Here is a 26,281-nt window from a genome sequence, read left to right as displayed (position 1 = left end):
TCTGTCTTTTGTTTTTGTATTCTATGATAATTAGTCGAAATTTACCCTTTTGTTAAGCTATGAACACAAACGAACAATTCGATCTGATCATTAAGGACACACGAACTCTTTTTGTTAAGAAAACCAAAGACTATGGGACAGCCTGGAGAATTTTAAGGCTTACCTCCCTTACTGATCAAATATTCATCAAAGCCAGCAGGATTAGAAGCCTGCAGGAAAATGATACCCAGAAAGTAGAGGAAAATGAAGATTCTGAATTTATCGGGATCATCAATTATTCCATCATGGCGCTGATTCAAATTGAGCTGGGTATTTCTGAAAAGGCTGATCTGAGTGCAGATGAAGCGGTTATACAATACAACCTTCAAGTCGAAAAAGCTAAAGCCCTGATGATCGATAAAAACCACGATTATGGGGAAGTGTGGCGAAAAATGAGAGTGAGTTCGCTTACCGATCTCATTTTACAAAAACTGCTGCGCATCAAACAAATTGAAGATAATGCAGGTCAGACCCTCGTAAGCGAAGGTATTGAAGCAGGTTATCTGGACATCATTAACTATGCGGTGTTTGCGCTCATTCATTTAAATTTCTCATCAGAATGAAACCCAGCTGGTCAAAGGCATTAAAAATAAACACATGAAACATATCGTCGGCTTTTCAAGAATTTTTGTCAGTGTCTTATTCATCTTCAGTGGTTTTGTCAAACTGAATGATCCTATTGGGTTTTCTTACAAACTTGAGGAATACTTTGGAGAAGGCGTTCTTAACCTTGAATTTCTGGTCCCCTACGCCCTGGTTCTGGCTATTTTCATCGTGATTTATGAGCTGCTTTTAGGCGTGAGTTTACTCCTAGGCTATGCTCCAAAATTCACCAGATGGAGTTTACTCCTGATGATTCTGTTTTTCACCTTCCTGACCTTTTATTCTGCTTATTTCAACAAAGTTACCGATTGCGGCTGCTTTGGAGATGCCATCCCCCTAACGCCATGGCAATCCTTTGGAAAAGATGTGATACTGCTTATTTTGATTTTGATCATCTTCTTCAATGAAACCTATCTCAAACCTATTTTTGCAAAAACCTCTTTAAAATGGATCATGTTTGCGACCGGAATCGCCTGTTTATATTTCGCAAACTACGTTCTGATGCACTTACCTGCCATCGACTTTAGAGCTTATAAAATCGGAACCCATATTCCTCAAGCTATGAGCTTTCCTGAAGATGCCCAAAAAGCGGTCTACGAATATGCGTGGACTTTTGAAGTCGACGGTGAGAAACAAACCTATATTACCAATGGCAGTTATCCAGACGTGGCAGGTGAATTTATAGGAGTCGATACACAACTCATACAAGAAGGCTTCACCCCGCCTATTCATGATTTTTCTCTGATAAAAAACGGCGAAAACTATACCGATGAATTGATGCAGGAGGATAAGTTGCTTATCGTCGTCGCTTATAACCTTTCCAAAACTGAAACTGAAGGCTGGACTGAAATCAAGTCGGCACTGGATGAAGCTGCTGAAGAAAACTTTAGAATTATTGGACTCACAGCTTCAGGAGAAGAAGCCATCACTGATTTTAAAGAAGCATTCAATCTTGATTTTGAATTCTATTTTGCAGATGAAACAGCGATTAAAACTATAATTAGAGCAAATCCTGGTCTGGTTTTTCTTAACCAGGGAACCATAACCAATAAACTCCACTGGAATGACTCGGATGAATTTCAAAACTAATGCCTCTTGGTAAAAAAAGTCTTACAGAAAACGATATATGCGCTCTTCACCGTCCTGGGTGTCGTTACGGTGATTTTCTTTTTGTTTAGCGTCTTGCCTGGAGATCCGGCACAGATGATGCTTGGTCAAAACGAAACCAAAGAACAGTTACAGCGACAAAAAGAAAAATATGGCTTCGATAAAAGTATAGGTCAGCAGTATTTATATTATATCAATGACTTGTCACCGTTGTCCTGGCATAGTTCAGACGAAGCAGACTTTACCTACTTTGAAGAAGACAAGTACACAGGGACTCAGCTGTTCTCGTTTTTTGACGGCGCTATGTACCTGAAAACACCTTACCTAAGAACTTCGTTTCAGCGGCAGGATCAAAAAGTGCTAGACATCATCAGTCAAACCTTACCGAATACGGCTATTCTCGCAGTATCCTCCATTCTGATTGCCTTAGCCATCGGAATTATTTTAGGCGTTGTCTCAGCGCTTCAAAAAGACACATGGATAGATAAGAGCATACAGGTTTTAAGTACCTTCGGAATGAGTCTGCCGTCTTTTTTTAGTGCCATTCTAGCCGCCTGGCTTTTCGGTTATGTGCTTAAAGAATATACAGGGCTCAATATGACCGGAAATCTTTACGAGCTTGATGATTTTGGAGAACGCCAGGTATTTCACCTTAAAAATTTGATCTTACCCGCCTTTGTATTGGGAATACGGCCATTAGCTGTTGTTATCCAGCTTATGAGAAGTTCTTTACTGGAAGTGTTTCAGCAGGATTATATAAGAACGGCAAGAGCCAAAGGCTTAAACTCCTATTCCGTCATTATGAATCACAGCCTCAAAAATGCTCTAAACCCGGTAGTGACTGCTATATCTGGATGGTTTGCCTCCATGCTGGCAGGAGCCGTTTTTGTAGAATACATCTTCGGATGGAATGGCCTAGGAAAAGAAATTGTAGACGCTTTAAATACCTTAGATTTGCCAATTATAATGGGATCTGTATTAACGATTTCCATCCTATTTATCTTAATTAATATCTTAGTAGATATCATTTATAAATTATTAGACCCAAGAATATAAACGAATAAACGAAACCTATGAGAACTCAAATTGTAGCCGGAAACTGGAAAATGAATTGCAACCTGGATGAATCGCTTCATCTTTTAAACGCGTTGAAGCTAAAGGATTTTTCCAAGGCGGATGTTGAGGTTGTGATAGCCCCCCCTTTTACCAACCTGTATCCTATTCATCAAAATTTAAATGATTCTTCCATCAAAATCTCCGCTCAAAACATTAATGAGAATGAAGAAGGCGCCTACACCGGTGAAATTTCTCCTGACATGCTCAAAAGTGTAGGCGTAGAATATGTCATCATTGGTCACAGCGAACGCAGAGCAATTTATAACGAATCTGATGAGTTACTTGCTAAAAAAGTGACGGCTGCTTTGAAGCATGACTTTAAAATCATGTTTTGTATTGGTGAAATGCTGGATCAGAGAAAAGCTGACAAGCATTTTGATGTGGTTAAAGAACAATTGGAAAAAGGACTTTTTCACCTCAGTGCTTCGGAAATGAAACAGGTGGTAATCGCCTACGAACCGGTCTGGGCTATTGGAACCGGAGAAACGGCGTCACCCGAGCAGGCTCAGGACATTCACCAGTATATTCGTCAGGTTTTAGCTGAACAATACAATCAGGATGTAGCCGATCAAACCTCTATTCTTTACGGAGGAAGTGTAAAGCCTAATAATGCCAGGGAAATTTTTGCCAAAAAAGATGTTGACGGCGGTCTCATCGGTGGTGCTTCTTTGGATGCCGATAGTTTTGCTGAAATCGTGATGTCGTTTTAAAATGATCTATATAGCATATACATTTACAATTCACCCACTTCAGCCTGGCAGGGATATCCTGTTGGCCGAATTGGGTGAATTGGCTTTCGACAGCTTTGAGGATTTCGACAACGGACTTCTAGCTTATATCGAAAAAGCGGAAGACAAAGCAGATCTGCTGGAAGAGATTCATATTTTGAAATCGGATGAATTTGAGATTTCTTATGACAAATCGACCATTGAGCAGGTCAACTGGAATGAAGAATGGGAGAAAAACTTTCACCCCATTCATATCGATACAAGATGCACAATTCGCGCACCTTTTCATCCCAAAACCGATGCTGACACAGACATTATCATAGAACCCAAAATGTCTTTTGGCACTGGTCATCATGCCACGACGTATCAGATTTCTGAAATGCTCCTTGACGAAGACTGTGAAGGCAAACGGGTGCTGGACATGGGTTGCGGTACCGGAGTTCTGGGGATTCTTGCGGATATTCGCGGTGCTAAATCCGTAGATTATATCGACATTGATCCCTGGTGTGTGGAAAACACTGAAGAAAATCTGGAACGCAATTCCTGCGAAGGTCAGGTTATTCTGGGGGGTGCTGAGAAAATCGAAACCGATTACGATTTGATCCTGGCCAATATCAATAGAAATATATTGCTGAACGACATGCCTGCCTATGCCAGCCACCTGGTGTCCGGAGGTATCATTTATTTCAGTGGATTTTATAAGGAAGACCTGGAATTGATTCAGAACGAAGCCTTTAGGAATGAATTGACATTCGTTAAAAATCAGGTAAAAGAAAATTGGGTAGCTGCCAAATTCACAAAAAATTAAAAATTGCTTTTAGTTTTCTCTTTATATTTGCATTAAAAATGGATTATGAGTGTTAAGGAAGAAGTTTTAGAAGAAGTTGATGTTGAGGAAAAGCTGACGGATTCACACGAAATCATTGTATATAACGATGAGGTCAACACCTTTGACCACGTCATTGAAACCCTGATCAAAACCTGTGACCATGATCCGCTTCAGGCAGAACAATGCACCTTACTCATCCACTACAAAGGAAAATGCGCTGTTAAATCTGGTGATTACGACGATTTAAAACCCCGCTGTTCTGAAATCTTAAGAGCAGGCATTAGTGCTGAAATTGTCTAAATTATAGCTTATACGCTAGGAAATATATGATGATGTCATAAAACTCATTCATTTTTCCCATACATTCTCTTGTTCACAATTTACGTCACGACGCTTTCTGGTCGGGATGCAAATTATTCATAACACATATATGAAACAAGCAATTTTCAGTTAGTCCCTAAAGAGGTTATTGCTTTTTTGTAAATCCTAAATTAGAGTTTAATCAACACCCCTAGAGATAAAAGATTTAAATAAAACTTATCATCCCTGGCATCAAATTCTGTTGGTAGTCTCTTATCTTCCAACATTATTGTCCTGAAGGAAGTTGTAAGGTATAAATAATCTTTTACCTGATATTGAGATTTCAAAGCGAAATAGGCACCATTTTGAGCATCCCGGTGCGTCACACCAAAGGCATAGCCTACATCTGCACCAAAAGAAAGTCTTTCCGTAGCCTTAAAACGCAGAGACGCTGCAAGGGGTATAAATCCCGTATTATCAACTTGGGTATATCTAACAGCATTATCTCCTATTATACTAAAACTGGTATAATCATTATTGCCAAGACTAAGCAAATAACCTGTTGATGCTCCAAGTTTAATTGTATTCGACATTTCAAACAAGAATTCTGCATCTAATACAAAAGCAGAAGTGAACAACTCATTTGCCTCCCCGGCTGTTGTTGCTGCACTTAAACCTAAATTTACCTCTTGCGCTTTAACCGAATAATTAAAGCAAATAATTAAGCAAATTACAATTAATCTTTTCATGATAAGTTTTTTTTTGACCGGTAAATAACTTTATTAAAGCACTGCAGATGCAATTAATTATTAAATTAATAACAAATATTTACCTTAACATTAAGATTTCACAAGAAGTATCAAAACTATGTATTAAATTCTAATTGATTTTGACTTTATGGTTATAATCAAACTCTGTTTATTAAAAAAAGCCTCTGGTAGAGGCTTTTTAACTATTGTTTTTCAGGCTCAAACTACTACGTAACCACTTTAATGATTTCTGAGGTAATGTACTCAATTTGTTCTTTATCTAATTCGGTATGCATAGGTAAAGAAATGACTTCATCGACCAGCTGATTGGTGACTGTAAACTCCTTTTCATCATAACGTTCATCTTTATAAGCCTTTTGGGAATGTAGCGGAATCGGGTAATAAATGCCATGAGGGATGTTGTTTTGCTTAAAGTGTTCAGCTAATTCATCACGTTTTCCGTTTTTGATTTTGATGGTATACTGATGGAACACATGACAATCACAGGTATGGCAGATGCCATTGGAATTATCACATTGTTTGTAAGTTTCGGTTTGCGGGGTTTGAATATGTTCAGACTTGCTCAAGGCTTCAGTATAATGTCTGGCTGCATTTTGACGTCTAGAACTGTAATCGTCCAGGTGTTTGAGTTTGATGTCCAGAACCGCAGCCTGTACGCTGTCCAGCCTTGAATTGACACCTACCACATCGTGGTGGTAACGCTCGTACATCCCGTGATTGACAATTCCTCTAATGGTATGCGCTAACGCATCATCATTGGTGAAAATAGCGCCACCATCCCCGTAGGCTCCCAGATTTTTGGAAGGAAAAAAGGAGGTAGCTCCTACATGTCCAATGGTACCCGCTTTTTGCTGAGAGCCATCTTTAAAGGTATAGTTGGCTCCTATGGCTTGAGCATTATCTTCAATCACATAGAGATCATGCTTTTTGGCAAGCGCCATGATGTCTTCCATCTGGGCGACGTGTCCAAACAGATGCACAGGCACAATGGCTTTGGTTTTCGGCGTAATCGCTTCTTCCAATTTCTTTAAATCTATATTGAAAGTGTCTTTATCTACATCTATGAGTACCGGGGTCAAATTCAACAGTGCTATGACTTCTACGGTTGCTGCAAAAGTAAAATCGACAGTGATGACTTCATCCCCCGGCTTCAAACCCAATCCCATCATGGCGATTTGCAAAGCATCGGTTCCGTTGGCACAGGGAATCACGTGCTTAACGCCCAAATAGGATTCCAAATTTTCCTGAAACTGTCTAACCGCAGGACCGTTGATGTAGGAAGTTGAATTTAAAACCTCAAAAATGGACTTATCCACTTCATCCTTTATTTTATCGTATTGACCCTTCAGGTCAACCATTTGTAGTTTTTTCATAGTCTTTTTTTCTTTACAAAAATAAGAATATAAAGTATCTAAAGGGACTATTCAGCTAAAAGCTTATTTTTGAAAAAAAAAACGATTTGAAGTCACTATACCAGTTTATCATCTCTAGTTTTCAATTCCTGCAGCCCGTTTTAAAATTTTTGAGTCCTAAAATGAGATTGTTCGTGGAAGGAAGAACGAACTGGAAAACCAAATTACAGGCGCAGGTTTCTGTACATGACAAAGTCATATGGTTTCATGCCGCTTCGCTGGGCGAATATGAACAGGCAGTTCCTGTTATTGACGCTTTAAAGCAAACGCATCCCGACTATAAAATCGCAGTGAGTTTCTTCTCACCTTCGGGATATGAGGTTAAAAAAAAGGACTCCAAACTGGATATCGCCACCTATTTACCCCTGGACACCCAAAAAAATGCCCGAGAATTTCTGGATATTCTCAAGCCTGAAGTCGCCTTTTTCATCAAATATGAGATTTGGCCGAACCTGATGGAGGTTCTGTCCAACAGACGAATCAAATCCTATCTGATTTCGGGACTATTCAGACCTGAGCAGCTTTATTTCAGACCCATGGGAAAATTTATGACGGAAGCCCTGAGCAGGTTTGACCACCTTTTCGTGCAGAATGAAGAGTCTTTAAACCTGCTGAAAAAACATGGTTTCGATCAGGCCAGCATTTCCGGAGATACACGCTACGACCGGGTCACTGCTCAGTTAGGCATGGATAATCAGTTAAGTTTCATGGAATACTTTACGGCTTCAGGCGAACTTACAGTGGTGTTTGGAAGCACCTGGCCTGAAGATCTGTCGATCGCTTTGGACGCCATCAACAAAGCACCTGAAGGCATCAGGATCGTTATCGCTCCACATCAAATTAACGCGACGCAAATTCAGAAATTGAAAAAAAACATTCGCAAGAACCTAATCTGCTATTCTGAGATGCAAAGCCAGGACCTTCAGGACTACGAAGTCCTGATTGTGGACACCATAGGTTTGCTGACCAAAATTTACAGCTATGCCAATATAGCTTATGTAGGCGGTGGCATGGGCTCAAGTGGTCTGCATAACATTCTGGAACCAGCGGCTTTTGGAGTTCCAATCCTCATTGGCAAACATTATGAAAAATTTCCCGAAGCCAAGATGCTAAGACGTCTAGGCGGAGTGTTTAGTGTAGCGTCTAAAAACGAATTTGATGAAGTCTTCAATAAACTTATTACAGACCAGACCCTTAGAGAGAAAAGCGGACAGATTTGCGGTCATTTTGTGAATTCTGAAGCCGGAGCCACGCAAAAGATCATGTCTACGATTTCCTTCTGAACCTGCCCGTCCAAGAAGCGCAGGCGGGTTTATTTGGAGTTTGATTGATGATTGCGAATGAGACTCAAAGTAAACCCGATCACAAACAGGATACTGAGCAAAGCCAGGGCCAGTGAGCTTACGATAAGCAGCTTCTGGACCGCCTCTAGCACATCTGTGGCTGCACTGAACTTACCTATAATCAGAAAGCCTAAGGTGACGAGAAACAGTAGAATGCCCCAGATCCATTTATGAAATGGTGATGGATCGATTTTACTAAGATCGGAGAACATGCTCAGGACGTATATGGCTGAATCGACCGACGTGATGAGAAACCCCACCAGAAGTAAGATGGCCAAAATCACGGCATAAAATCCAAGAGGGAACTGTTCCAGGAGGACAAACGTAGCCGAAAACACATTATCGAAAGCAAAGCTGGAAACCACCTCCGAGTTAATCAATTCAATAGCCGACGTACCAAAGCTGGTAAACCACAGAAATGAGCCAAAACTAGGGACAATAAGCACCCCTAGAATTAACTCCCTGATGCTTTTCCCTTTCGAAATTCTCGCGATAAAAATTCCCGTAAAGGGTGCCCAGGCCAGCCAGAATGCCCAGTAATAATAGGTCCAGTCTGATAAAAATTCTTCACTAAAATCAAACTTACCCATCGATAAACTCAAGGGTATAAAATCCTCAAGCAAAGCCAAAGTGGCTTCATAAAAATTGAGGAGTATCAGACTCATATCCGTATTAAAGACAACGTAGGCCAGCAGTAAAAGCGTCAGAGAAATATTGATGTTGGATAAATGCCGGATGCCTTTACTGAGTCCTTTTATAGAAGAAAAAAGAGCCAGCGAAAAGATAAGTACACACAGAAGCACACTCAAAGCAATTCCTAAATTAGTCTCTGAAGCAAAGCTAATGCCGCCTTCCACCTGTCTAATCCCAAGTGCTACAGCGCTAACGACCCCAAAAACAGTGGTGAGTACGACCAGTAAATCTATGCCTTTGGCGACAACAGGATTTGAGAGTTTAGGAAGGAGGTGACTGAGCTGTATGTTTTGGTTTTTGACAAAAAGCAGGTAGGCGATGAATAAGGCAAAAAGCCCGTAAAAGGCCCAGGCGGTGAACCCCCAGTGGTAAAATGTCATTTCAAAGCCATGTATCTGCTCCGGTCGTGAAATTTCTATGCCGGGTTGCTGTATCATAAAAACAGGTTCCTGCACAGCTCTTAAGATAATACCAGCTCCCATGCCTGTAGAATACATCATGGCCAGCCATGACAAAGTGGAATATTCGGACTTACCAGAACCCAGTCTCATTTTTCCTAAAGGCGAAAAGGCTATGCCTAAGAGATAAAGACAAATGCTAAACCCAAGGACCAGATAGAACTGACCAAACAGGGATCTAACCCAGACCGAGGTGGTATGAATGATTTGAAAAGAATCTTCAGGAAAGACCACAAAACACAGCCCCATAAGCCCTAAAATAAAAAGGGAGGCTGTAACTAACTGGTTTTTGTCCTTCAGAAATTTCAAACCCTAGAATTAAACGCTTACCGCTTTGTTCAGGTATCTTCTGAAGGGCAGCATGGCTTTATAGGTTTCGATCACCTGATCTTTGAAATCCTCTGCCAGGACGTCTTTTCTTTCCAAAGGCTTCATGGCTGCAAAACTTTTCAGTCGGAGTAAATCGATGTGTTTATGATTCTGGGAAAAGCCTTTGGGTGCTGTTTTCAACTGGTCTTCATCTTCCATAAGGCCACCGAAATGCTTCTGAAAAGATTTTGAATTTAAGATGTCTTTAAATTCATCCCCATTGTAATCTATAGCCTCGCGAATGCTCTTCAGGGTTTCCGATTTAGGTTTATAAAAGCCTCCGGCCACAAAGATCTCATCGATGCCTAAATGAATATAAAAATCGCCGGTCTTAGGCCGCTTGTCCAGTCCGGCTCCAAAATGGTCTTTGTAGGTAGGTTTGTTGGGATGGTACAATAGGTTATTATTGATGCGATTGATGGCTTTTTTACCTGAGGAGGAATAGTAATCCGCATCGACTTTGGAAAGTTTAAAGTCGAGATCTTCAAGCCAGTTGACGTAATCTGTTTTTACGGTTTCGTAGAAACTCCTGTGTTCATCCATCCACTCCTTGCTGTTGTTTTTGTTGAGCGTTTCAAGAAAATCAAATAAACGTTCGAAATTCATTTAGCTGGATTTTATAGAATTGAGCTGAGTTTTTAATTCTTCCATCGACTGCTCCAGTTTTTTGAGCATGCTGTTTTCGGAATTTTCATTGATAGAGAAGGTAAGTTTACTGGTCACTTCCCAGATTTCCTGGACTTCAGAAGCCTCCACCTCATAAGGTGGATAATAAGAATTGGTGGAGATCAAGGAAATTTTATGAGAATGCGGATGCTTATGCAATTTTTTAACCATTACAGAATCCTGTAGCACAAACACATAGACTTTATGATTCATCGCCTGCTGAAGGCTTTCTACTGATTTTCCCAAAACCCAGTCTTCAGAATGAAAGTTGGGTTCCATGCTATCCCCTTCGACCTGAAAACCTCTATAGGATGCATTCCTGAACTGGGGAATGGGCATTTCAAAAGCAGGCAACTGCTGATACCATTCGGCATCGCCTATGTTTTGAGGATAACCCGCAGCCGCTTTTTGATTGACCAGCAGCATGTTTTCTCTGGAATTGGTTTCGTCTACTGAAATCACCTTCGGCATAGAATTGATGTGATGCACATCCAGTTTTTTCTGAAAGCTTTCTCCATAGAGCCAAAGCGGATTGACTTCAAATATTTTTAAAAGGCTCATCACGACCTGACCTGACAGCTTGGTTTTACCGCGTTCAATATCTGAAGTGGTATTTTTGATGTTCAGGAGATCAGCAAATTCAGATTGCGTGAAATTATGCTCTTCTCGAATTTGTTTGAAACGCCGAATTTCTAAGGGTAAATCTGATTTCATATCCGTTTGTGCTTAATTAGGAATAATTCCATAAATCTAAGGAAAAAATCCTAATCTATTCTAATGCTTGATGCAAAAATTAGAATAGATGTTATATGTACAAAAGTTCAAGCAGGGTTTTAAGCCTTTGATCACTTAAAGAAGGTTCTCAACTTCGCCTGCCTGTGTTCCGCTTAGGAAGGCAGGATCGAACTTAAAACAAAAGGATTTGTGATTCCTTAGAGAATACACTTATTTTATAGGGTCAAAACAGGCTTCATGTCTTATTTAAAATTATAACTTGTATAATAAAGTAGTCACAACGCATTTATTTTAATAAATTTGAACATAAAGTCATTCGCTATGAAAATACACATCATCAACGGCCCTAATTTAAATATATTAGGAAAAAGAGAACCTGAAATTTACGGCAAATCTACCTTCAAAGATTACTTTTCAGAACTTCAATTTGAATTTAAAGACCTTGAATTATCCTACTTTCAATCCAATATTGAAGGGGAAATCATTTCCGAACTACAGGAAGCTGATGACAATGTGGATGGGATTATACTTAATGCTGCGGCCTACACGCATACCTCGGTAGCCATTGGAGATGCTATCAAAGCCATTGGAACACCGGTTATTGAAGTACATATTTCCAATACACATGCCAGGGAAGATTTTAGAAAACACTCTTATATCTCCCCAAATGCGTTTGGTATCATTATTGGTTTTGGTTTGAGAAGCTATGAATTAGCCATACGAAGTTTCTTAGATTAAATTTCTTACTTATGATTAGATCAATAACACGTTTATTAATTATGCTTTGTTTTTCTTTTGGTTTTGCCCAGGAAAAAAATGAAGTCGAAAAAAGAATTGAAAAGCAGGAAGTCCCTCAGCAGGCGAAAGCATGGCTAAACGATGCCTATGAAAACAAAAGGAGAACCAAATGGTATTTTCAAACCGATGATGAGGAACAGGTTTTTGAGGCTAAATTGAAACACAATAAACACCTGCATAGTGTTGAGTTTGACTTAGACGGGAATGTCCGGAACATTGAAGTCTTAATCGATGAAAACGAACTCGATGAAGAAGTTAGAAAAGTCATCTCAACCTATCTAAACACCTACTTCAGCAAATTTTCAATTTCAAAAATTCAAATCCAATATACAGGCGAAGGAGATGATCTTGAAGATGTCATCGACGAAGATGAATTTGAGGACATCACTGTGAGTTACGAAATTGAATTCTATGGAAAAACTGAGACTGAGGATGAATTATGGGAAGCCCTGTTTGATTCAGAAGGCATTTTGATTAAAAAAAGAAGTGTTAACCTAAAGGCTACTGATAATTTAGATTATTGATTATGAAGAGACTTATTTTAATGGTTTGTCTCTTAGGATCATTTTTGGCAGAGGCACAAAGCGATAGATTCATTTTTGGTTTTTTCCCTGAAGCCTCCCTGAGTTATAAAGTTTCAGAAAAGTATACTGTGACTCATAAAATCGAATCTCAACATGGCTTATACGACTCCAACAACCTCAATGAGGAACTCGAATATGAACACAGCCTAACCGATTTACAAAGCTTCATCGGGCGACGTCTTTCGCCTTTTGTCAAAGTTGATGTGGGTTATCAATATAGAATTGAAGAAGGAGAAAACACACACAGAACTATTCAGCAGGTTTCTATTCTGCAAAGGGCCTCGTTCTATAGAATTGGTCATCGCATCCGAATCGATGAGACTTTTTTCAAAGAGGCCCCTCTCCTCTTCAGAGCGCGTTACCGATTAAAAGGACAAATTCCCTTACAGGGTTTAAGTTTAGATCCGGGTGAAAAGTATTTGGCGGTTTCCAACGAACTTATCTACATGATTCAAAGCAGTGAAGACGATCTGGAAAATAGATTTGCCGCCTCCCTGGGCTTTTATTTCGATGACAAGAATAAATTTGAAGTCGGCTTGGATTACAGAACCGATGATTATCTGGTTGAAGATAAATTCAGACATCGCTTATGGTTTAAAGTAGGCTATTACAAATCGCTTTAACATTTTTCATGAAAATACTACATACGGCAGACTGGCATATTGGAAAACGACTTCACAAAACAGACCTGGCTCATGATTTCGACCTTTTCATCAACTGGCTGTGTGATTATTTAAGAGCACATCCGGTAGACGTCCTTTTGATATCCGGTGATGTTTTCGATTTTTCAAACCCTTCCAGCGAGTCCAGAAGTCAGTATTATAAAACCCTCATCAAACTCAAAAAGTTTGATTTTAAAATCATTATCACTGGCGGAAATCACGATTCTCCGAGCGTGCTGGATGCTCCGAGAGACATTTTAAACGAGCTGGACATTCATGTCATCAGTCAGATGCCGGAGCAGTTTGAAGACTGCCTGATTCCGATTCCTTCTGAAGACCAGGCTGAACTGGTCGTTGCAGCCATTCCTTACCTGAGAAGCAGAAACCTTCAGCGACAGTTTGATGCAGAAAATTACGAGAATAAGCAGGAGGCCGTAAAAGAAAGTATCGCCTTTCACTTTCAGGAAACGGCTAAACTTGCCAAAGACAACTATCCTGATATTCCCTTAATCGGCATGGGTCATCTCTTTGCGACGGGGGCAAGCGTATCGGAAAGTGAGCGCGATATCCAAATCGGGAATCTGGCTGGCCTGGAAGTCTCCCATTTCGGGAATGCTTACGATTATATGGCCCTTGGACACATCCACAAGCCGCAGCGACTAAGTGCTGAAACCCCCATTTTTTATAGCGGCTCCCCTATCCCCTTGTCGTTTAGTGAACGCGCAAATGAAAAACGCATTTTGATCCTGGATACGGAAACCTCTTTCGAACCCGAAAGCGTTTCCATTCCAAAATTCAGAGATTTGGTCTTGATCAAAGGAAATCTGGAAGAGATCAAAGAAAAACTGGAGTTGATTAAAAATGAGTATCCCTTAAAGACTTTAATTGAAGTGGAGCTGATTGAAGCTGAATTTTCGGCTACCAAAACCTATGAACTGGAACAGGTGATTGAAGCCTTTAATACTACAAACTGCGAAATCGTCAAGCACAAAGTCACTTTCAAAAATACCTCTGACGTTGAACGCGGGGTGTCATCCGCAGAAAACCAGGTCTCTGATTTTACACCGAAAGAGGTTTTTCAGAAAAGACTGGAGGGTTTAGACGAAACCAAAGAGACGAAGCTGGAACTCTTTTCCGCTTTTGAAGACATCCTGGAAGAACTGAATTATAAGGAAGAATGAAAATTGAACGACTGCATTTTAAAAATATCAATTCACTCAAAGGTGAACATGAAGTCAATTTTAATGAATCTCCATTAAATTCTGGCGGTTTGTTTGCGATTACCGGCCCGACCGGCAGTGGAAAAAGCAGTCTGCTCGATGCGATTTGCCTGGCACTTTACGCCCGAACTCCTAGAATATCCAGTGTTACCAAAAACAAGATTGAACAGGATGGAAGCATCCTGACGAAATATCAAAAAGAAGCCTACGCGAAAGTGGAATTTTCCTGCAATGCCGGGACCTTTATATCTACCTGGTCTATTTCAACCAACAGGAATAACAAATTAAGGGAATATGACATGGATTTGTGGGATCCCGTAACCGAAACTTCCTTTAGTGAAAAGAAATCAGAGGTACTGACAGAAATTCAAAGGCTGATAGGTTTATCCTATGACCAATTCGTCAAATCGGTGCTGTTGTCTCAGGGTGAATTTGCAAGCCTGCTTCAATCCAATGAAAAAGAGCGAAGTGAACTACTGGAAAAAATAACCAACACGTCGATTTACCGACAAATCGGAAGAAAAGTATTTGAAAAGTACAAAAGCTTAGACGCTAAAATCGCTGAGCAGAAGACCTTATTGAAGGATCTCAAAGAAAAACTTTTGGATGAGAAAGAACTTCAGGAAAAGGAACACCTTAAAGCTCAACTCGGGGAGACGGAAAGCTTGCAACAGAAGACTCTCTCGCAGTATGAGAAAAACCTGGAACAACTCAAGTCTAAAGAAAAACTGGATCAGGAGCTGGACACCGAGTCCAAAAGGCTTAATTCTTATACTGAAGAACTCTCAGAGTTTCAGGAAAAAAATGGGGAGAGATTGAAACAGCATGCCAAAACCTTAGCTTTTGAAGAGGAATTGCTGAGTTACAATACGCTAACCGATAAAAAGGAAGCCCATTCTGAAGCCATCGAAGACTTTGCCAGGAAAAGAGCTCAGATTCAAAACGAACTGGAATCCCTGAAGAGTAAAGCCGCAAAGCTTCTTAAAAAGGATCTTGAAGAAGCTAAGGTTGAACCTGAACTGACTGCTTTTTTGAAATCTTATCAAAACCTTGACAGTGAAAGAAAACTTAAGCGCAATGATTATAAGTCCAAAATGGACGCCCTCAATAAAGAGTTAGACCTTTTAGGATTACAATTTCAGAAGCAGCCGGTAAATGAATTTGAGGATAAACTTCAGACCCGACTGGAAGCTACTGAACAGAGGATTAAATCCCTGAATATTGAAACTAAAGCTGATGAAACTCTTGAAGAAAGCATCAAAGCTCAAAATCAGTTTTTACGCCAATTAAAGGAGGCCAAGCATGAGGATAAATCCATCAAAGACTTAGAAGAGCAGGCCCTTAAATTAGACACTCAGCTCAAAAAGGAGCAGGAAGAACTTTCAAAATTTCCGGAATTGATTTCAACCCAGGAGACAACGTTGAAAGCAGCAGAAGAAAAAGTAAATCACCTGGAGACGGAGAAGGAAAACCAAAGCCTGAGACTTGAGGTGGAAGAACTTAGGAAGAAACTGGTTGAAAATGAAGCCTGCCCCGTTTGTGGGTCTGAACAGCATCCTTTTGCCGAACATGCGCCTGGCATAGATTCAGAACTGGATAAAAAGCTTCAGCATCAAAAGCAAAAACTTCAGTTGATTTCCCATGAACTGGCAAAATTGAAAGCTGAGCAGGTTACAACATCCAAACGCGCTTCTGAGATTAAGGAAGAGCTGAGGCTAATTCAAACCAATCTTCAAAACAAAAAAGAGGCTTTCACAAAAAACTACCAGAGCGTTTTATCTGAGGCAAAGAACAAATCACTTCAGGCCCTGGAAACTATCACTGAACAACAGATTGAAAATCTTGAGGAATTGAAAACACTTCAACTGGAAGCCAAAGCCCTGAAAATTTCTGTATCCACCTTAAAAGAACTCGACGAAATCGGGAAAGAAGGAAGCCGGCTTAAAGCTGAAATGGAGGATTTATATGCGGGTGAAAATCTGGAGGAACTAGTTTCTAAGATGACATCAGACTGGATCAGGCTGAAGTCAAACCTGGCATCAACTCAGGAGTCTTTGGACAAAGAGAAAAACAGCCTAAGCTCTGTTGAGAATAAGCTGCTAAAACTTCAGGCAAGCTTAGAGCCTAAAATAAAAGCCAGTGCATTTTTAAGCATTTCGGAAGCCAATTCATCTCGAATGAAAGCGGCAGACTACCAGGCCTTAAGCCAGCGGCTCAACGAATTAAGCGAACGCTTACAAATTCAGAAGGAAAAAATAAAAGGTTTAAAAACGCAGATTAAAAACTTGAGATTTGAATGCTTCACCGATAAAAATGAAGCTGAACTTGCCTTGAACAGGCTAAAGGATGACTTGAAAAAGGTCAGAACTGAACTTGAAGAAGTCAACAGGCAGTTAAAAAACAACAGCGACCGAATTGACCGGCTTAAAAGCATTGAGGACAGCATTGTCCGGGAGCAGAAAGCGAATAAAACCTGGGAGATATTGAACAGTCTCATCGGAGATGCTGAAGGACATAAATTCAATAAATTCGCCCAGGATTTAAGCTTGCAGCGCCTGATATACCTGGGAAACAAACGTTTAAAGCATTTGAATTCCCGCTATGAACTGGACCGCTATCTCCCGAATGAGGATAAAGACCAGCTCTACATTATCGATCATCATATGGGCGGCATGCGGCGTTCGGTAAAAACCCTCTCTGGAGGTGAAACCTTCCTGATGAGCCTGGCTCTGGCCCTTGGATTGTCCGATTTAGCGTCCAGGAATGTCGAAATCAACAGTTTGTTTATCGATGAGGGCTTTGGAACTCTGGATCCGGAGACGCTCGATGTTACTTTAGACACCCTGGAACGCCTGCAGGCGGAAAGCAATAAAACTATTGGCATCATCAGTCATGTCAGCAGCCTGAAAGAACGCATTCAAACGCAGATCGTCTTGGACCGAAACGCTCAGGGCTACAGCAGTCTACAGGTGGTTGGCTAAAATTTAACTGAAGTCGATCAGGTGAATTTGATAGGTTTTAAAGCTCTATCCTTGAAATATTATCAATTTAATTTGATTTAAACTGACATATATTCATGAAAATTAAATAAATCCTAATTTCATTACGAATAATTCATTTCAGCTTTAATTACAGGCAAAATTTCTCATCAAAATTTAGTATCTTCGCAAGAGTCACAAAATTGATAAAATGCAAGATAAACTTCAAAAAAAAGAAAATCTTTCTTTTGACGAGTTCAAAACACAAGTTCTAGACGATTATAAAATAGCCGTAACCAGCAGAGAATGCAGTTTGCTTGGAAGACGTGAAGTCTTGACCGGTAAAGCTAAATTTGGAATTTTTGGAGACGGTAAGGAAGTGCCTCAATTGGCCTGGGCGAAGTCCTTCAAGAATGGGGATTTCCGTTCCGGTTATTATAGAGATCAAACCTTTATGATGGCCATTGGGGAGCTGACGATTGAGCAATTTTTTGCCGGACTCTACGCCAACACCAATTTGGAAGATGAGCCTATGTCGGGTGGACGCCAGATGGGTGGTCATTTTATGACGCACAGTTTGAATGAAGACGGGAGCTGGAAGAATTTAACTGAACAAAAAAACTCAAGTGCAGACATTTCTCCTACTGCAGGTCAGATGCCGCGTTTGCTGGGTCTTGCGCAGGCTTCCAAAATTTACAGACATGTAGAGGGCATCGATACTGAAAAATTTTCTAACCACGGAAATGAAATTGCCTGGGGAACCATTGGAAATGCAAGTACTAGTGAAGGGCATTTCTGGGAAACCTTCAATGCTGCAGGCGTTCTTCAGGTCCCTATGGTTATCAACGTCTGGGACGATGACTATGGCATATCCGTTCATGCCAGACACCAAACTACCAAAGAAAACATTTCTGAAATCCTCAAAGGCTTTCAGAAAGAAAACGATACCAACGGCTATGAAATATTAGTTGTTAAAGCCTGGGATTATCCTGCCTTAATTGAAACTTACGAAAAGGCAGAACAAATTGCTCGAGAGCAGCATGTTCCGGTTTTAATACATGTGGTTGAAGTAACTCAGCCTCAGGGTCATTCTACCTCAGGATCACACGAACGTTATAAATCGGAAGACCGACTGCAGTGGGAAAGAGAACACGACTGCAATGTAAAAATGCGGGAATGGATGATCTCCAACGGATTTTCTACCGAAGAGGAACTGGCTGAGCTCGAAAAAAGCATCAAGAAAGAAGTCAGAGACGGTAAAAAAGCGGCTTGGACTGCTTTTGGAAAAACGGCAAAAACGGAAAACAAAACCGTCATACAATTACTTACCGATTTGGCAAATTCTTCTGAGAACAAGAATTTCATCACCGCTTTGGTCAAAGAACTCAAAGACAATGATGAACCCTTAAAATCGGTTATTCTGGCGACCGCCAGACGTGCTTTACGTTATGTAAGAGGAGAGCAGTCTGAAGCTAAGGAAAATCTGATTCAGTGGATCAAAGCCTTTAAAGCCAGGACCCAGCCCGATTACAGCAGTCACCTGTGGAGTGAATATGAAGGGAAGGCTACCAATATTGAGGCTTTGGAACCTAGCTATGCGGAGGATGCTGAACAGGTAGATGCCAGGGTTATCCTGAGAGATAATTTTGACAAAATATTTGAGACCCGACCGGAAACTTTAATCTTTGGAGAAGACGCCGGAGAGATTGGAGATGTTAACCAGGGACTTGAGGGTCTTCAGGAAAAATACGGAAAATTAAGAGTGGCGGATACCGGAATACGGGAAGCTACCATTTTAGGTCAGGGTATCGGTATGTCCTTACGGGGACTACGTCCTATAGCGGAGATACAGTATCTGGATTATGTGCTTTACGCCTTACAGATTATGAGTGATGATCTGGCTACCACGGCCTACAGAACCAAGGGAAAACAAAAATCGCCGCTTATCATCAGAACACGGGGTCACAGACTTGAAGGCATCTGGCATTCTGGCTCACCTATGGGTGGAATCCTGAATTTGATACGCGGAGTGAATGTTCTGGTTCCAAGAAACATGACCAAAGCTGCAGGATTTTACAATACCATGCTGGAAAGCGATGAACCAGCCCTCATTGTGGAATGCCTGAACGGTTACAGACTTAAGGAAAAGAAACCGAATAACCTGGGCGAATTCAAAACTCCGGTCGGGAAAGTAGAAACCATTCGGGAAGGGAAAGACTTGACCATCGTTTCTTATGGATCCACCTTAAGAATTATTGAGCAGGCGGCCAAGGATTTGCAGGAAGTCGATATCGATGTGGAAATCATAGATTGTCAGTCTCTGTTACCTTTTGACATAAGCCACGATATTGTAAAAAGCGTTGAGAAAACAAACCGATTACTGGTTATAGATGAAGACGTTCCCGGCGGCGCTTCGGCCTATATCTTACAAAAGATACTGGAAGAACAGAATGCCTATGAAGTCTTAGACAGCAAGCCGCAAACCCTCACGGCTAAGGCGCATCGTCCGGCCTATGGTACGGATGGTGATTATTTTTCAAAACCTTCTGCTGAAGACGTTTTTGAAAAAGTCTATAGTATTTTGCGAGAATTTAAACCAGAGCATTATCCTGAACTGATGTAAGAATCGTCAGTAAAACAAAAAAAGCTATCCGCCTGAGGCAGATAGCTTTTTTTGTTTTGCATTTGACTTAAGTCTGCTTCAGATTAAAATGACCCACATTAAAACAAATTTCGCTTGTGTTTTTTGAATTTTATATGCTCATTTTCACTGGCTTCCTTAACAATACTCTGTGTGATAAGGTCAAGATCGTTGGCAGCATCTTTTAAATAAGAAATGGTTTTATAATTGGTTTCGCTCTGAATATTTTCAAGTTCCAATAAGTTAGAAAGGCCTAAAATATTAGCGACCGGTTTTCTCAACTCATGAGAATGTTTCCAGGCGATTTCCCTAAAAGCATTGTTTTGATTGATAATGATATCTTGGTTTTGCTTGGCTAGGGTCAAGTCTTCAATGATCATAATGATATTCAGCTTATCATCATCCTTAAAACTATTTAAACTAATACCCACGGTTAGGGTTTCATTGTTATGGGTTCTAAAATTCCGGTAGTTATTTAGTCTTAATTTTTTAGGTTCATCATTGATGTAATTATCGAAAAGTTTTGAATACTGTAATTTGTATTTTTCAGGAAAGAGGAGATCTAATTTTTCACCTAAAATGTCATTTACTGAAAAACCAAAGACAAGCTCAAACTCAGCATTGGCATAACTAATGGTTTGTTTATCATCCAAAATAAGCAAAGGGTGAGGAATAGACTCAATCGTTTTGGTTAGCTGTGTTTTAAATTCTTTAAGTTTCATATTATTATGCTCTGGTCTGGTAATATCGAAGCCAACGCATAAAATACCGGCAGGTTGTTGATTTTTATCCAGCAAAGCTGAAAACTCCCATTGCGTCCAGTTATATCCTTCTTCATTTTCAATATGTTTTCTGATTTCAACTGGAAAACAATGCTGAGGATGGGAAAGACACTTTAAGACGATGTCCTCAATTTTATGGTACTCATCAGGATGGGTGGTAATGAAAGAATGTTTTCCGATAAAATCATCTGTAATAAATGAAAAACGATTTTTAAACGTCTCATTTACAAAAATATAATTGCCGGCTAAATCTATTACTACAACATCATAAAGTTTAGAATTTTTAAGAGATTGTGGTATGGTATCGGTGAGAAATCCATTTTGCATTGACATCCATTTAAAGTGATCGCTCACCAAAAGTGAGGCAAACTTAAAAAATAAAAACGAAATCAAATTAAATGTGTAAGAAATACTTATTGTAGTATAAGAATGTTTAATCAAAAAAACAAAAGGAATATTTAGAATTAAAACAGCCTGTTTCTTGCTCAGAAAAGCAACAGAATCAAGCTCTGAAATAGAGAGTACTAAATTTCAGAAATAAAAAAATTTTAGCTGAATATGTCTTTAAAAAGTTTCTTTAAATGAATCAAATATTAATTCCATTAAATTTGATGTAAAAAGCTCCATAGCTTAAAAACGCTTGCAAAACTGAATAAAGACTAAACCTTATACGTTTTCATGTGTACGATCAAACCTATTCGATTTAAAACAAATTTCGTTTGTTTTTTTCGAATTTAACCTCGTGTTCATTTTCACTGGCTTCTTTCACGATGCTCTGAGTGATAAGATCAAGTTCGCTGGCCGCCTCTTTTAAGTAAGAAATGGTTTTATAATTGGTATCGCTTTCAATATTTTTAAGGTCCAGCAGGTTGGAAAGCCCTAAAATATTAGCTACCGGTTTTCTCAACTCATGCGAATGTTTCCAGGCGATGTGCCTAAATGCATTGTTTTGATTGATAATGATGTCCTGATTTAGTTTAGCCATTGTCAAATCTTCAATGATCATAATGATATTCAGCTTATCATCGTCCACAAAACTGTTTAAACTAACCCCTACCGTTATATTTTCTTTGTTTTTGTTTTGAAAATTACGAAAGTGATTCACCCTTAATTTTTTAGGATTTTCGGTGATGTAAGTATCGATTAGTCTTTTATATTTTTCTTCAAGAGCTTTGGGGAACAACATATCTAATTTTTTACCGACGATCTCACTAATTGAATATCCAAAGACCGCCTCAAATTCGGTATTTATAAAATTGATGTTCCGTTCTGCATCCAAAATAAGCATGGGGTGAGGAATAGACTCTATGGTTTTGGTCAGCTTCGTTTGAAATTCCTTAAGTTTCAGATTATTATGCCCGGGTCCGGTAATATCGAAACCAACGCATAGAATACCGACAGGCTGTTGATTTTCGTTCAGCATAGCTGAAAACTCCCACTGCGTCCAGTTGTATCCTTTTTCATTTTCAATGGGTTTTCTGAGTTCAACAGGGAAACAATGCTGCGGATGGGAAAGACATTTAATGACTATTTCTTCAGTTTTCAGGTGTTCCTCCGGGTGCATGGTTATAGTGGAATGCTTACCAATAAAATCATCCGCAATAAATGAAAACCGGGTTTGAAACGAAGTATTCACAAAAATATAATTGCCGTTTAAATCCGTTACAACAACATCATAAAGTTTAGAATTTTTAAGCGATTGAGGGATGATGTTGATAAGAATATCATTTTGCATTTATATGTATTTAACTGAAGAGAGCATTCAATCATCAGTAAACAAATGTAAATAGAAATGAAAAGACAGCAAAAGACGACAACAAAGAATTGTGATATTGAAATGTGTAACAATAGGTTTATAACTCATTAATTCTGTCTTATAAAATCAGTAGGATAAGCTTCAGCATAAGGAGACCAGAGTTCATAAATGGACTCGCCTTTAGAACTTTCTCCCTGATGATGCCACTTGCCGTCGATGACTTCAAAGTTGAAATCAAGATTTGCTCCTACCCGGTCTCTATCCTTTGAAAAAAAAGTGAGGTGTTCCGTATAGACTCCGTCCTGGGCAGTATAGCTGCCACCTCCTGAAGCCATGAAGGTTTTGCTTGCAGAATTAAAGGCTACCCATTGAAAACGCTCTCCATGTAAAATTTTGAGAGTGCGCCTGTCACCAGGAGTCATGGTCTTCATTTCCCCGTTGCGCTCACGGCCTGTAATGAGCCAGTTACCTGATAATTCGTCGGTTGCTGAAGAGCGTCTTTCCCAAATCTTAGTATGCGCATGATCTGAAATTTGAATTTTGTCCTCACCTACCCATGTCAAGTCATAGTGCCTCTCCTCATTGATTTTGCTTTCATCATAGGTATCAAAATCTCTCTTTTCGATAAGCCTATCCTCTATTACTTTATAGGCACCGCCCGCTGCGCCGAGAAAGCTATCATCCTCCATTCGCTTTGAGCCTAAGGCAAAGTATCCATCCACAATTATCTTAATAACTTCTCTGTCGGCAACCTCATCTCCGTTCAGATGTGTCAGCTGCCAGGAACCTTCCAGAGACTGAGCAGAAAGAAAGCTAACGAAACACAGCAATATGATCGTAAAACACAGGTTTTTCATCGGTTTAATTTTTAGGTTATTTATCTAAAGTTTTAGTAAGCCAGGTTTTTATATAATCGAGAACCCTTGGCGACATGGTCTGCTCAAGCGCTGCATATTCACTAACATCTCCCGTGTCGCTTTCCTGCAAAAGATGATTCAGTCCTTCAAACTCACGGGTTTCCACCCGGGTATTACCACCTTGAGAAACCTTAAGCTGAATGGCTTCCAGGTTTTCTGTTGAAGACACCTGAAAGTCTTTACTTCCTCCGATCGCAAGCACCGGACAATCCACTTTCTCCAGATATTGAGCAGGGCGGTTCCTCAACAAACCGATAAATTCGTTGCTGCTTATCTGATCTACCAGAACGGCCCTTTGTTTATCCATCAATTCCTCGGCGTACTGCGTGGCCAGAAAACGCATGATTTCTGTTTTCAGTGGTTTTCCTACGGCGGAGGTCGTATTTATAAATTCATAAGTCGCCTTAAAGATGGCATTGGACTCTTCAATCTGAGCCTCATCAATACCCCTTAATTTAAGAAAGTCGGCTCTTTGTTTTAGCATCAGTTCATCACCTCTTATGCCCGGTGAAGCCAGTAAAATCAAAAAAGAGACATTTTTCTCTATAGCCACCCGCGGTGCAATTATACCGCCTATGCTATGTCCCAGGAGCCCAATTTGACTTGAATCAATCTCAGGCCGGTTCTTAAGAAAATCGAAAGCATAGGTTACATCTTTCACGAAATCGTCCAAACTGGCTTGTTTAAAATCCCCTTCAGACTGTCCAACTCCCCGCTCATCAAATCTTAAAACCCCTACACCGCTTTGCGTGAGTTCATCAGCCAAAAGCAAAAACGGCTTATGCCCCATGATAGTGCTGTTTCTATCCTGCGGCCCGCTTCCACTGATCAGGATGACCACAGGAAATGGCCCTCCTGTTTTTGGCAAGGTTAGCGTTCCGGAGAGATTGATGCTGTCGGCTTCATTTCTAAAGACAACCTCTTCCACCTCATACGCAAACGGGGGCTGAGGCTCCTGGGGTCTGTTCAATTGGGACTGACCTCGGATTAAATTCAGCTTTAGAAGCATTCCATTTTGAAAAAACTCCCCGACTATGGTATCTTTTGCAGACCAGGTCCCCTGGTATTTTATTCCTAAAGGCTGTAGTTCGATCCTTACTATTGAATCCGTTAAAGACGTAGAGGTAGATTTATAATCATTGAGGGATTGTGCGGGAACGCTTAATAAGGATGCATAATCACCTTCCTTTTTATAGATTTTGAAATTAAGGTCCAGTGTGTAGCCTTCAAATTTCAATTCGCCGGTCCAGTCCCCAGAGATGTCCTGAGCATGGCTTGAAATTGAACATAAAACAATAAGCAGGGAGATGTAAATTACTTTCATAGGTCTGTTTAATTGGGTTTGTAATGAATTAAAATAGCTTCGATTCTCCATCTTCCGGAATCCACACCTTGTGACTAAGTTTTTGTTCCTTAAATTTTGACGTCAAGTCTTCTCTCTTGGTCGGACAGTGATTCAGGGCTTCCAGATGATTACAAATCGTTGTTCCAAAATTCAGGTTGGTAAATCTGACGATATCGTCTTCTGTCATCAGAATGGGTTCGTAGGCATCCAGTTGAGCAGAACCGCAGGGAATGACTGAAATATCAGGTTGATAATCCACCAGAACTCTGGCCACCTCATCCGTCAAAATAGTATCTGAGGCTAAGTATAAGTCTGGCTCATTCGGCATTTGAATATAGAACCCCATCACATTCCCCATCAACTCCGCTACTTTGCCATACCCGTGGCGGGCAGGAATTCCCTCAATCGTTCCACCCAAAAAGTCCCGGGGCGTGCTGTAATCCAGTTCCAGGACCACCCGCAGCCCTTTTTCTTGCAACTTTTCGGCATCCAAAACACTACAGGTGACCGGGAGGTTATTTTCTTTTAAAAAAGCAATTCCTGCCTCATCCAGATGGTCTGCATGCTGGTGACTGATGAGCACATGAGTCACCTTATTCAATAGAGCATCGGTATGATCCGGAAGCTTTACCAGTGGATTTCGTTTTGGCGGAAAACGCTCTTTGGTAAACGCCTCGATCGTTCCCACCTCGCCAAGCATGGGATCTACCAAAATAAAATCGGTTGTGGTTTCAAGGACTGCAGTTGCATTTCTGAGGTGATGATAGGTCATTATACTGATTTTGTTTGGAATTTGCTTTATGTTCAAAGATAATTCAACTTTGTTTATAAAGATATCTTGATGCTATTGCTTTTATTTGCAGAAAAATTAAAAGATGTCAATCCTCATCAAGGCCTTTAACTCATCTGAAGTAGAAACCCTGGCAGACTTAAGTGTGAAGACCTTTGTAGAATCTCACGGACACAGTGCTGAGCCTGCAGATATTCAGAAGTATATACAAACCCATTTCACCACCCGGAGCCTGTCTGAAGACTTGTTAAATCCTCGCATTTTTTTTAGCAAAATTTATGTGGAAAATCAACTTGCCGGCTATTCGAAATTGATTTTGAACGAATCTCATCCCGCTACTGAACTCTCACCTGCCGCCAAATTTGAAAGGCTTTATCTTCTGAAGGACTTCTATGGCCTTGGACTTGGTGAAGAACTTCTAAAGCATAATCTGGAGCTTGCGAAATTCCATGACCAAAAAGCCTTATGGCTTTTCGTCTGGACCGAAAATGAAAAGGGACTCCGGTTTTATCAGAAAAGCAATTTCAAAATGATAGGTCAGCATGATTTTAAAATCAGCGAGCAGCATTCCAACCCCAATTATGTGATGTTGAAAATGATTTAGATAAAAAAAACGAATCGCAAAAGAGTGTTCTCTTCC

General features: G+C 40.2%; 24 protein-coding genes. 14 read left to right on the top strand and 10 right to left on the bottom strand.

Going from position 1 to position 26,281, the window contains the following annotated elements:
- Positions 1-59 precede the first annotated feature (59 nt).
- From G3567_RS05235 to G3567_RS05210, 6 genes are read left to right on the top strand one after another with little or no spacing between them, the layout of a single operon-like run.
- A complete protein-coding gene (locus G3567_RS05235) occupies positions 60-602 on the top strand; it encodes a DUF1599 domain-containing protein (RefSeq protein ID WP_164004262.1) in 543 nt (180 codons plus the stop codon).
- A 34-nt stretch (positions 603-636) separates the two neighbouring features.
- Positions 637-1,731 (top strand): BT_3928 family protein, encoded by a 1,095-nt coding sequence (locus tag G3567_RS05230; protein WP_164004261.1) that lies wholly within the window; start codon positions 637-639, stop codon positions 1,729-1,731.
- A gap of 6 nt (positions 1,732-1,737) precedes the next feature.
- Positions 1,738-2,805, top strand: coding sequence for an ABC transporter permease (locus G3567_RS05225; protein WP_164004260.1), 1,068 nt, complete (start codon positions 1,738-1,740; stop codon positions 2,803-2,805).
- A 17-nt stretch (positions 2,806-2,822) separates the two neighbouring features.
- A complete protein-coding gene (tpiA, locus tag G3567_RS05220) occupies positions 2,823-3,575 on the top strand; it encodes a triose-phosphate isomerase (RefSeq protein WP_164004259.1) in 753 nt (250 codons plus the stop codon).
- A 1-nt stretch (position 3,576) separates the two neighbouring features.
- Positions 3,577-4,401: a 50S ribosomal protein L11 methyltransferase gene (prmA, locus tag G3567_RS05215; RefSeq protein ID WP_164004258.1), complete on the top strand. Its 825-nt coding sequence runs from the start codon at positions 3,577-3,579 to the stop codon at positions 4,399-4,401.
- A 45-nt stretch (positions 4,402-4,446) separates the two neighbouring features.
- On the top strand, positions 4,447-4,722 hold the full coding sequence (locus G3567_RS05210) for an ATP-dependent Clp protease adaptor ClpS (RefSeq protein WP_164004257.1): 276 nt from the start codon (positions 4,447-4,449) through the stop codon (positions 4,720-4,722).
- Positions 4,723-4,913: 191 nt separating this feature from the next.
- On the opposite strand, the gene G3567_RS05205 is transcribed toward G3567_RS05210, so the two are convergent.
- Both G3567_RS05205 and G3567_RS05200 read right to left on the bottom strand, forming a co-directional pair.
- The gene (locus G3567_RS05205) at positions 4,914-5,471 is read right to left on the bottom strand and encodes a hypothetical protein (RefSeq protein WP_164004256.1); all 558 of its coding nucleotides are present in this window, start codon (positions 5,469-5,471) and stop codon (positions 4,914-4,916) included.
- A gap of 227 nt (positions 5,472-5,698) precedes the next feature.
- Positions 5,699-6,865: a DegT/DnrJ/EryC1/StrS family aminotransferase gene (locus G3567_RS05200; RefSeq protein ID WP_164004255.1), complete on the bottom strand. Its 1,167-nt coding sequence runs from the start codon at positions 6,863-6,865 to the stop codon at positions 5,699-5,701.
- Positions 6,866-6,951: 86 nt separating this feature from the next.
- Here G3567_RS05200 and G3567_RS05195 point away from each other — a divergent pair, with 86 nt between their 5' ends.
- Positions 6,952-8,187, top strand: coding sequence for a 3-deoxy-D-manno-octulosonic acid transferase (locus G3567_RS05195; protein WP_235923477.1), 1,236 nt, complete (start codon positions 6,952-6,954; stop codon positions 8,185-8,187).
- A 29-nt stretch (positions 8,188-8,216) separates the two neighbouring features.
- Here G3567_RS05195 and G3567_RS05190 read toward each other — a convergent pair whose 3' ends face one another.
- From G3567_RS05190 to G3567_RS05180, 3 genes are read right to left on the bottom strand one after another with little or no spacing between them, the layout of a single operon-like run.
- Positions 8,217-9,707, bottom strand: coding sequence for a BCCT family transporter (locus G3567_RS05190; protein WP_235923475.1), 1,491 nt, complete (start codon positions 9,705-9,707; stop codon positions 8,217-8,219).
- A 9-nt stretch (positions 9,708-9,716) separates the two neighbouring features.
- Entirely contained in the window at positions 9,717-10,373 is a 657-nt protein-coding gene (locus G3567_RS05185; RefSeq protein WP_164004254.1) for a DUF2461 domain-containing protein, read from the bottom strand.
- Positions 10,374-11,147, bottom strand: coding sequence for a LexA family transcriptional regulator (locus G3567_RS05180; protein WP_164004253.1), 774 nt, complete (start codon positions 11,145-11,147; stop codon positions 10,374-10,376).
- A gap of 342 nt (positions 11,148-11,489) precedes the next feature.
- Here G3567_RS05180 and aroQ point away from each other — a divergent pair, with 342 nt between their 5' ends.
- The 6 genes from aroQ (at position 11,490) to G3567_RS05150 (ending at position 20,033) form a co-directional block, all read left to right on the top strand.
- Positions 11,490-11,906 (top strand): type II 3-dehydroquinate dehydratase, encoded by a 417-nt coding sequence (aroQ, locus tag G3567_RS05175; RefSeq protein ID WP_164004252.1) that lies wholly within the window; start codon positions 11,490-11,492, stop codon positions 11,904-11,906.
- 11 nt (positions 11,907-11,917) lie between these two features.
- Positions 11,918-12,490 (top strand): hypothetical protein, encoded by a 573-nt coding sequence (locus G3567_RS05170; protein WP_164004251.1) that lies wholly within the window; start codon positions 11,918-11,920, stop codon positions 12,488-12,490.
- Between the two features lie 2 nt (positions 12,491-12,492).
- Entirely contained in the window at positions 12,493-13,173 is a 681-nt protein-coding gene (locus G3567_RS05165) for a DUF2490 domain-containing protein (protein WP_164004250.1), read from the top strand.
- Positions 13,174-13,181: 8 nt separating this feature from the next.
- Positions 13,182-14,393 carry an exonuclease subunit SbcD gene (gene sbcD, locus G3567_RS05160; RefSeq protein WP_164004249.1) on the top strand — a complete coding sequence of 404 codons (1,212 nt, stop codon included), beginning with the start codon at positions 13,182-13,184 and terminating at the stop codon, positions 14,391-14,393.
- Positions 14,390-17,413 (top strand): AAA family ATPase, encoded by a 3,024-nt coding sequence (locus G3567_RS05155; RefSeq protein WP_164004248.1) that lies wholly within the window; start codon positions 14,390-14,392, stop codon positions 17,411-17,413. The genes sbcD and G3567_RS05155 overlap by 4 nt, the downstream gene beginning before the upstream one ends.
- 208 nt (positions 17,414-17,621) lie before the next feature.
- Positions 17,622-20,033 (top strand): alpha-ketoacid dehydrogenase subunit alpha/beta, encoded by a 2,412-nt coding sequence (locus G3567_RS05150; RefSeq protein ID WP_164004247.1) that lies wholly within the window; start codon positions 17,622-17,624, stop codon positions 20,031-20,033.
- A gap of 98 nt (positions 20,034-20,131) precedes the next feature.
- Here G3567_RS05150 and G3567_RS05145 read toward each other — a convergent pair whose 3' ends face one another.
- The 5 genes from G3567_RS05145 to G3567_RS05125 form a co-directional block, all read right to left on the bottom strand.
- Complete coding sequence (locus tag G3567_RS05145) at positions 20,132-21,160, bottom strand: PAS domain S-box protein (RefSeq protein ID WP_164004246.1); 1,029 nt, start codon at positions 21,158-21,160, stop codon at positions 20,132-20,134.
- Between the two features lie 376 nt (positions 21,161-21,536).
- Positions 21,537-22,568, bottom strand: coding sequence for a PAS domain-containing protein (locus G3567_RS05140; RefSeq protein WP_164004245.1), 1,032 nt, complete (start codon positions 22,566-22,568; stop codon positions 21,537-21,539).
- A gap of 128 nt (positions 22,569-22,696) precedes the next feature.
- A complete protein-coding gene (locus G3567_RS05135) occupies positions 22,697-23,446 on the bottom strand; it encodes a hypothetical protein (protein WP_164004244.1) in 750 nt (249 codons plus the stop codon).
- 16 nt (positions 23,447-23,462) lie between these two features.
- Positions 23,463-24,830: an alpha/beta hydrolase family protein gene (locus G3567_RS05130; RefSeq protein WP_164004243.1), complete on the bottom strand. Its 1,368-nt coding sequence runs from the start codon at positions 24,828-24,830 to the stop codon at positions 23,463-23,465.
- Positions 24,831-24,858: 28 nt separating this feature from the next.
- Positions 24,859-25,623 (bottom strand): MBL fold metallo-hydrolase, encoded by a 765-nt coding sequence (locus tag G3567_RS05125; RefSeq protein WP_164004242.1) that lies wholly within the window; start codon positions 25,621-25,623, stop codon positions 24,859-24,861.
- A gap of 103 nt (positions 25,624-25,726) precedes the next feature.
- On the opposite strand from G3567_RS05125, the gene G3567_RS05120 reads away from it, so the two are divergent.
- Complete coding sequence (locus tag G3567_RS05120) at positions 25,727-26,245, top strand: GNAT family N-acetyltransferase (RefSeq protein WP_164004241.1); 519 nt, start codon at positions 25,727-25,729, stop codon at positions 26,243-26,245.
- Positions 26,246-26,281: the final 36 nt, after the last annotated feature.

Origin of the sequence: Psychroflexus aurantiacus (genome assembly GCF_010820555.1) — a bacterium.
GTDB classification, from domain to species: domain Bacteria; phylum Bacteroidota; class Bacteroidia; order Flavobacteriales; family Flavobacteriaceae; genus Psychroflexus; species Psychroflexus aurantiacus.
This window is presented reverse-complemented; position numbering and strand designations above follow the sequence as displayed.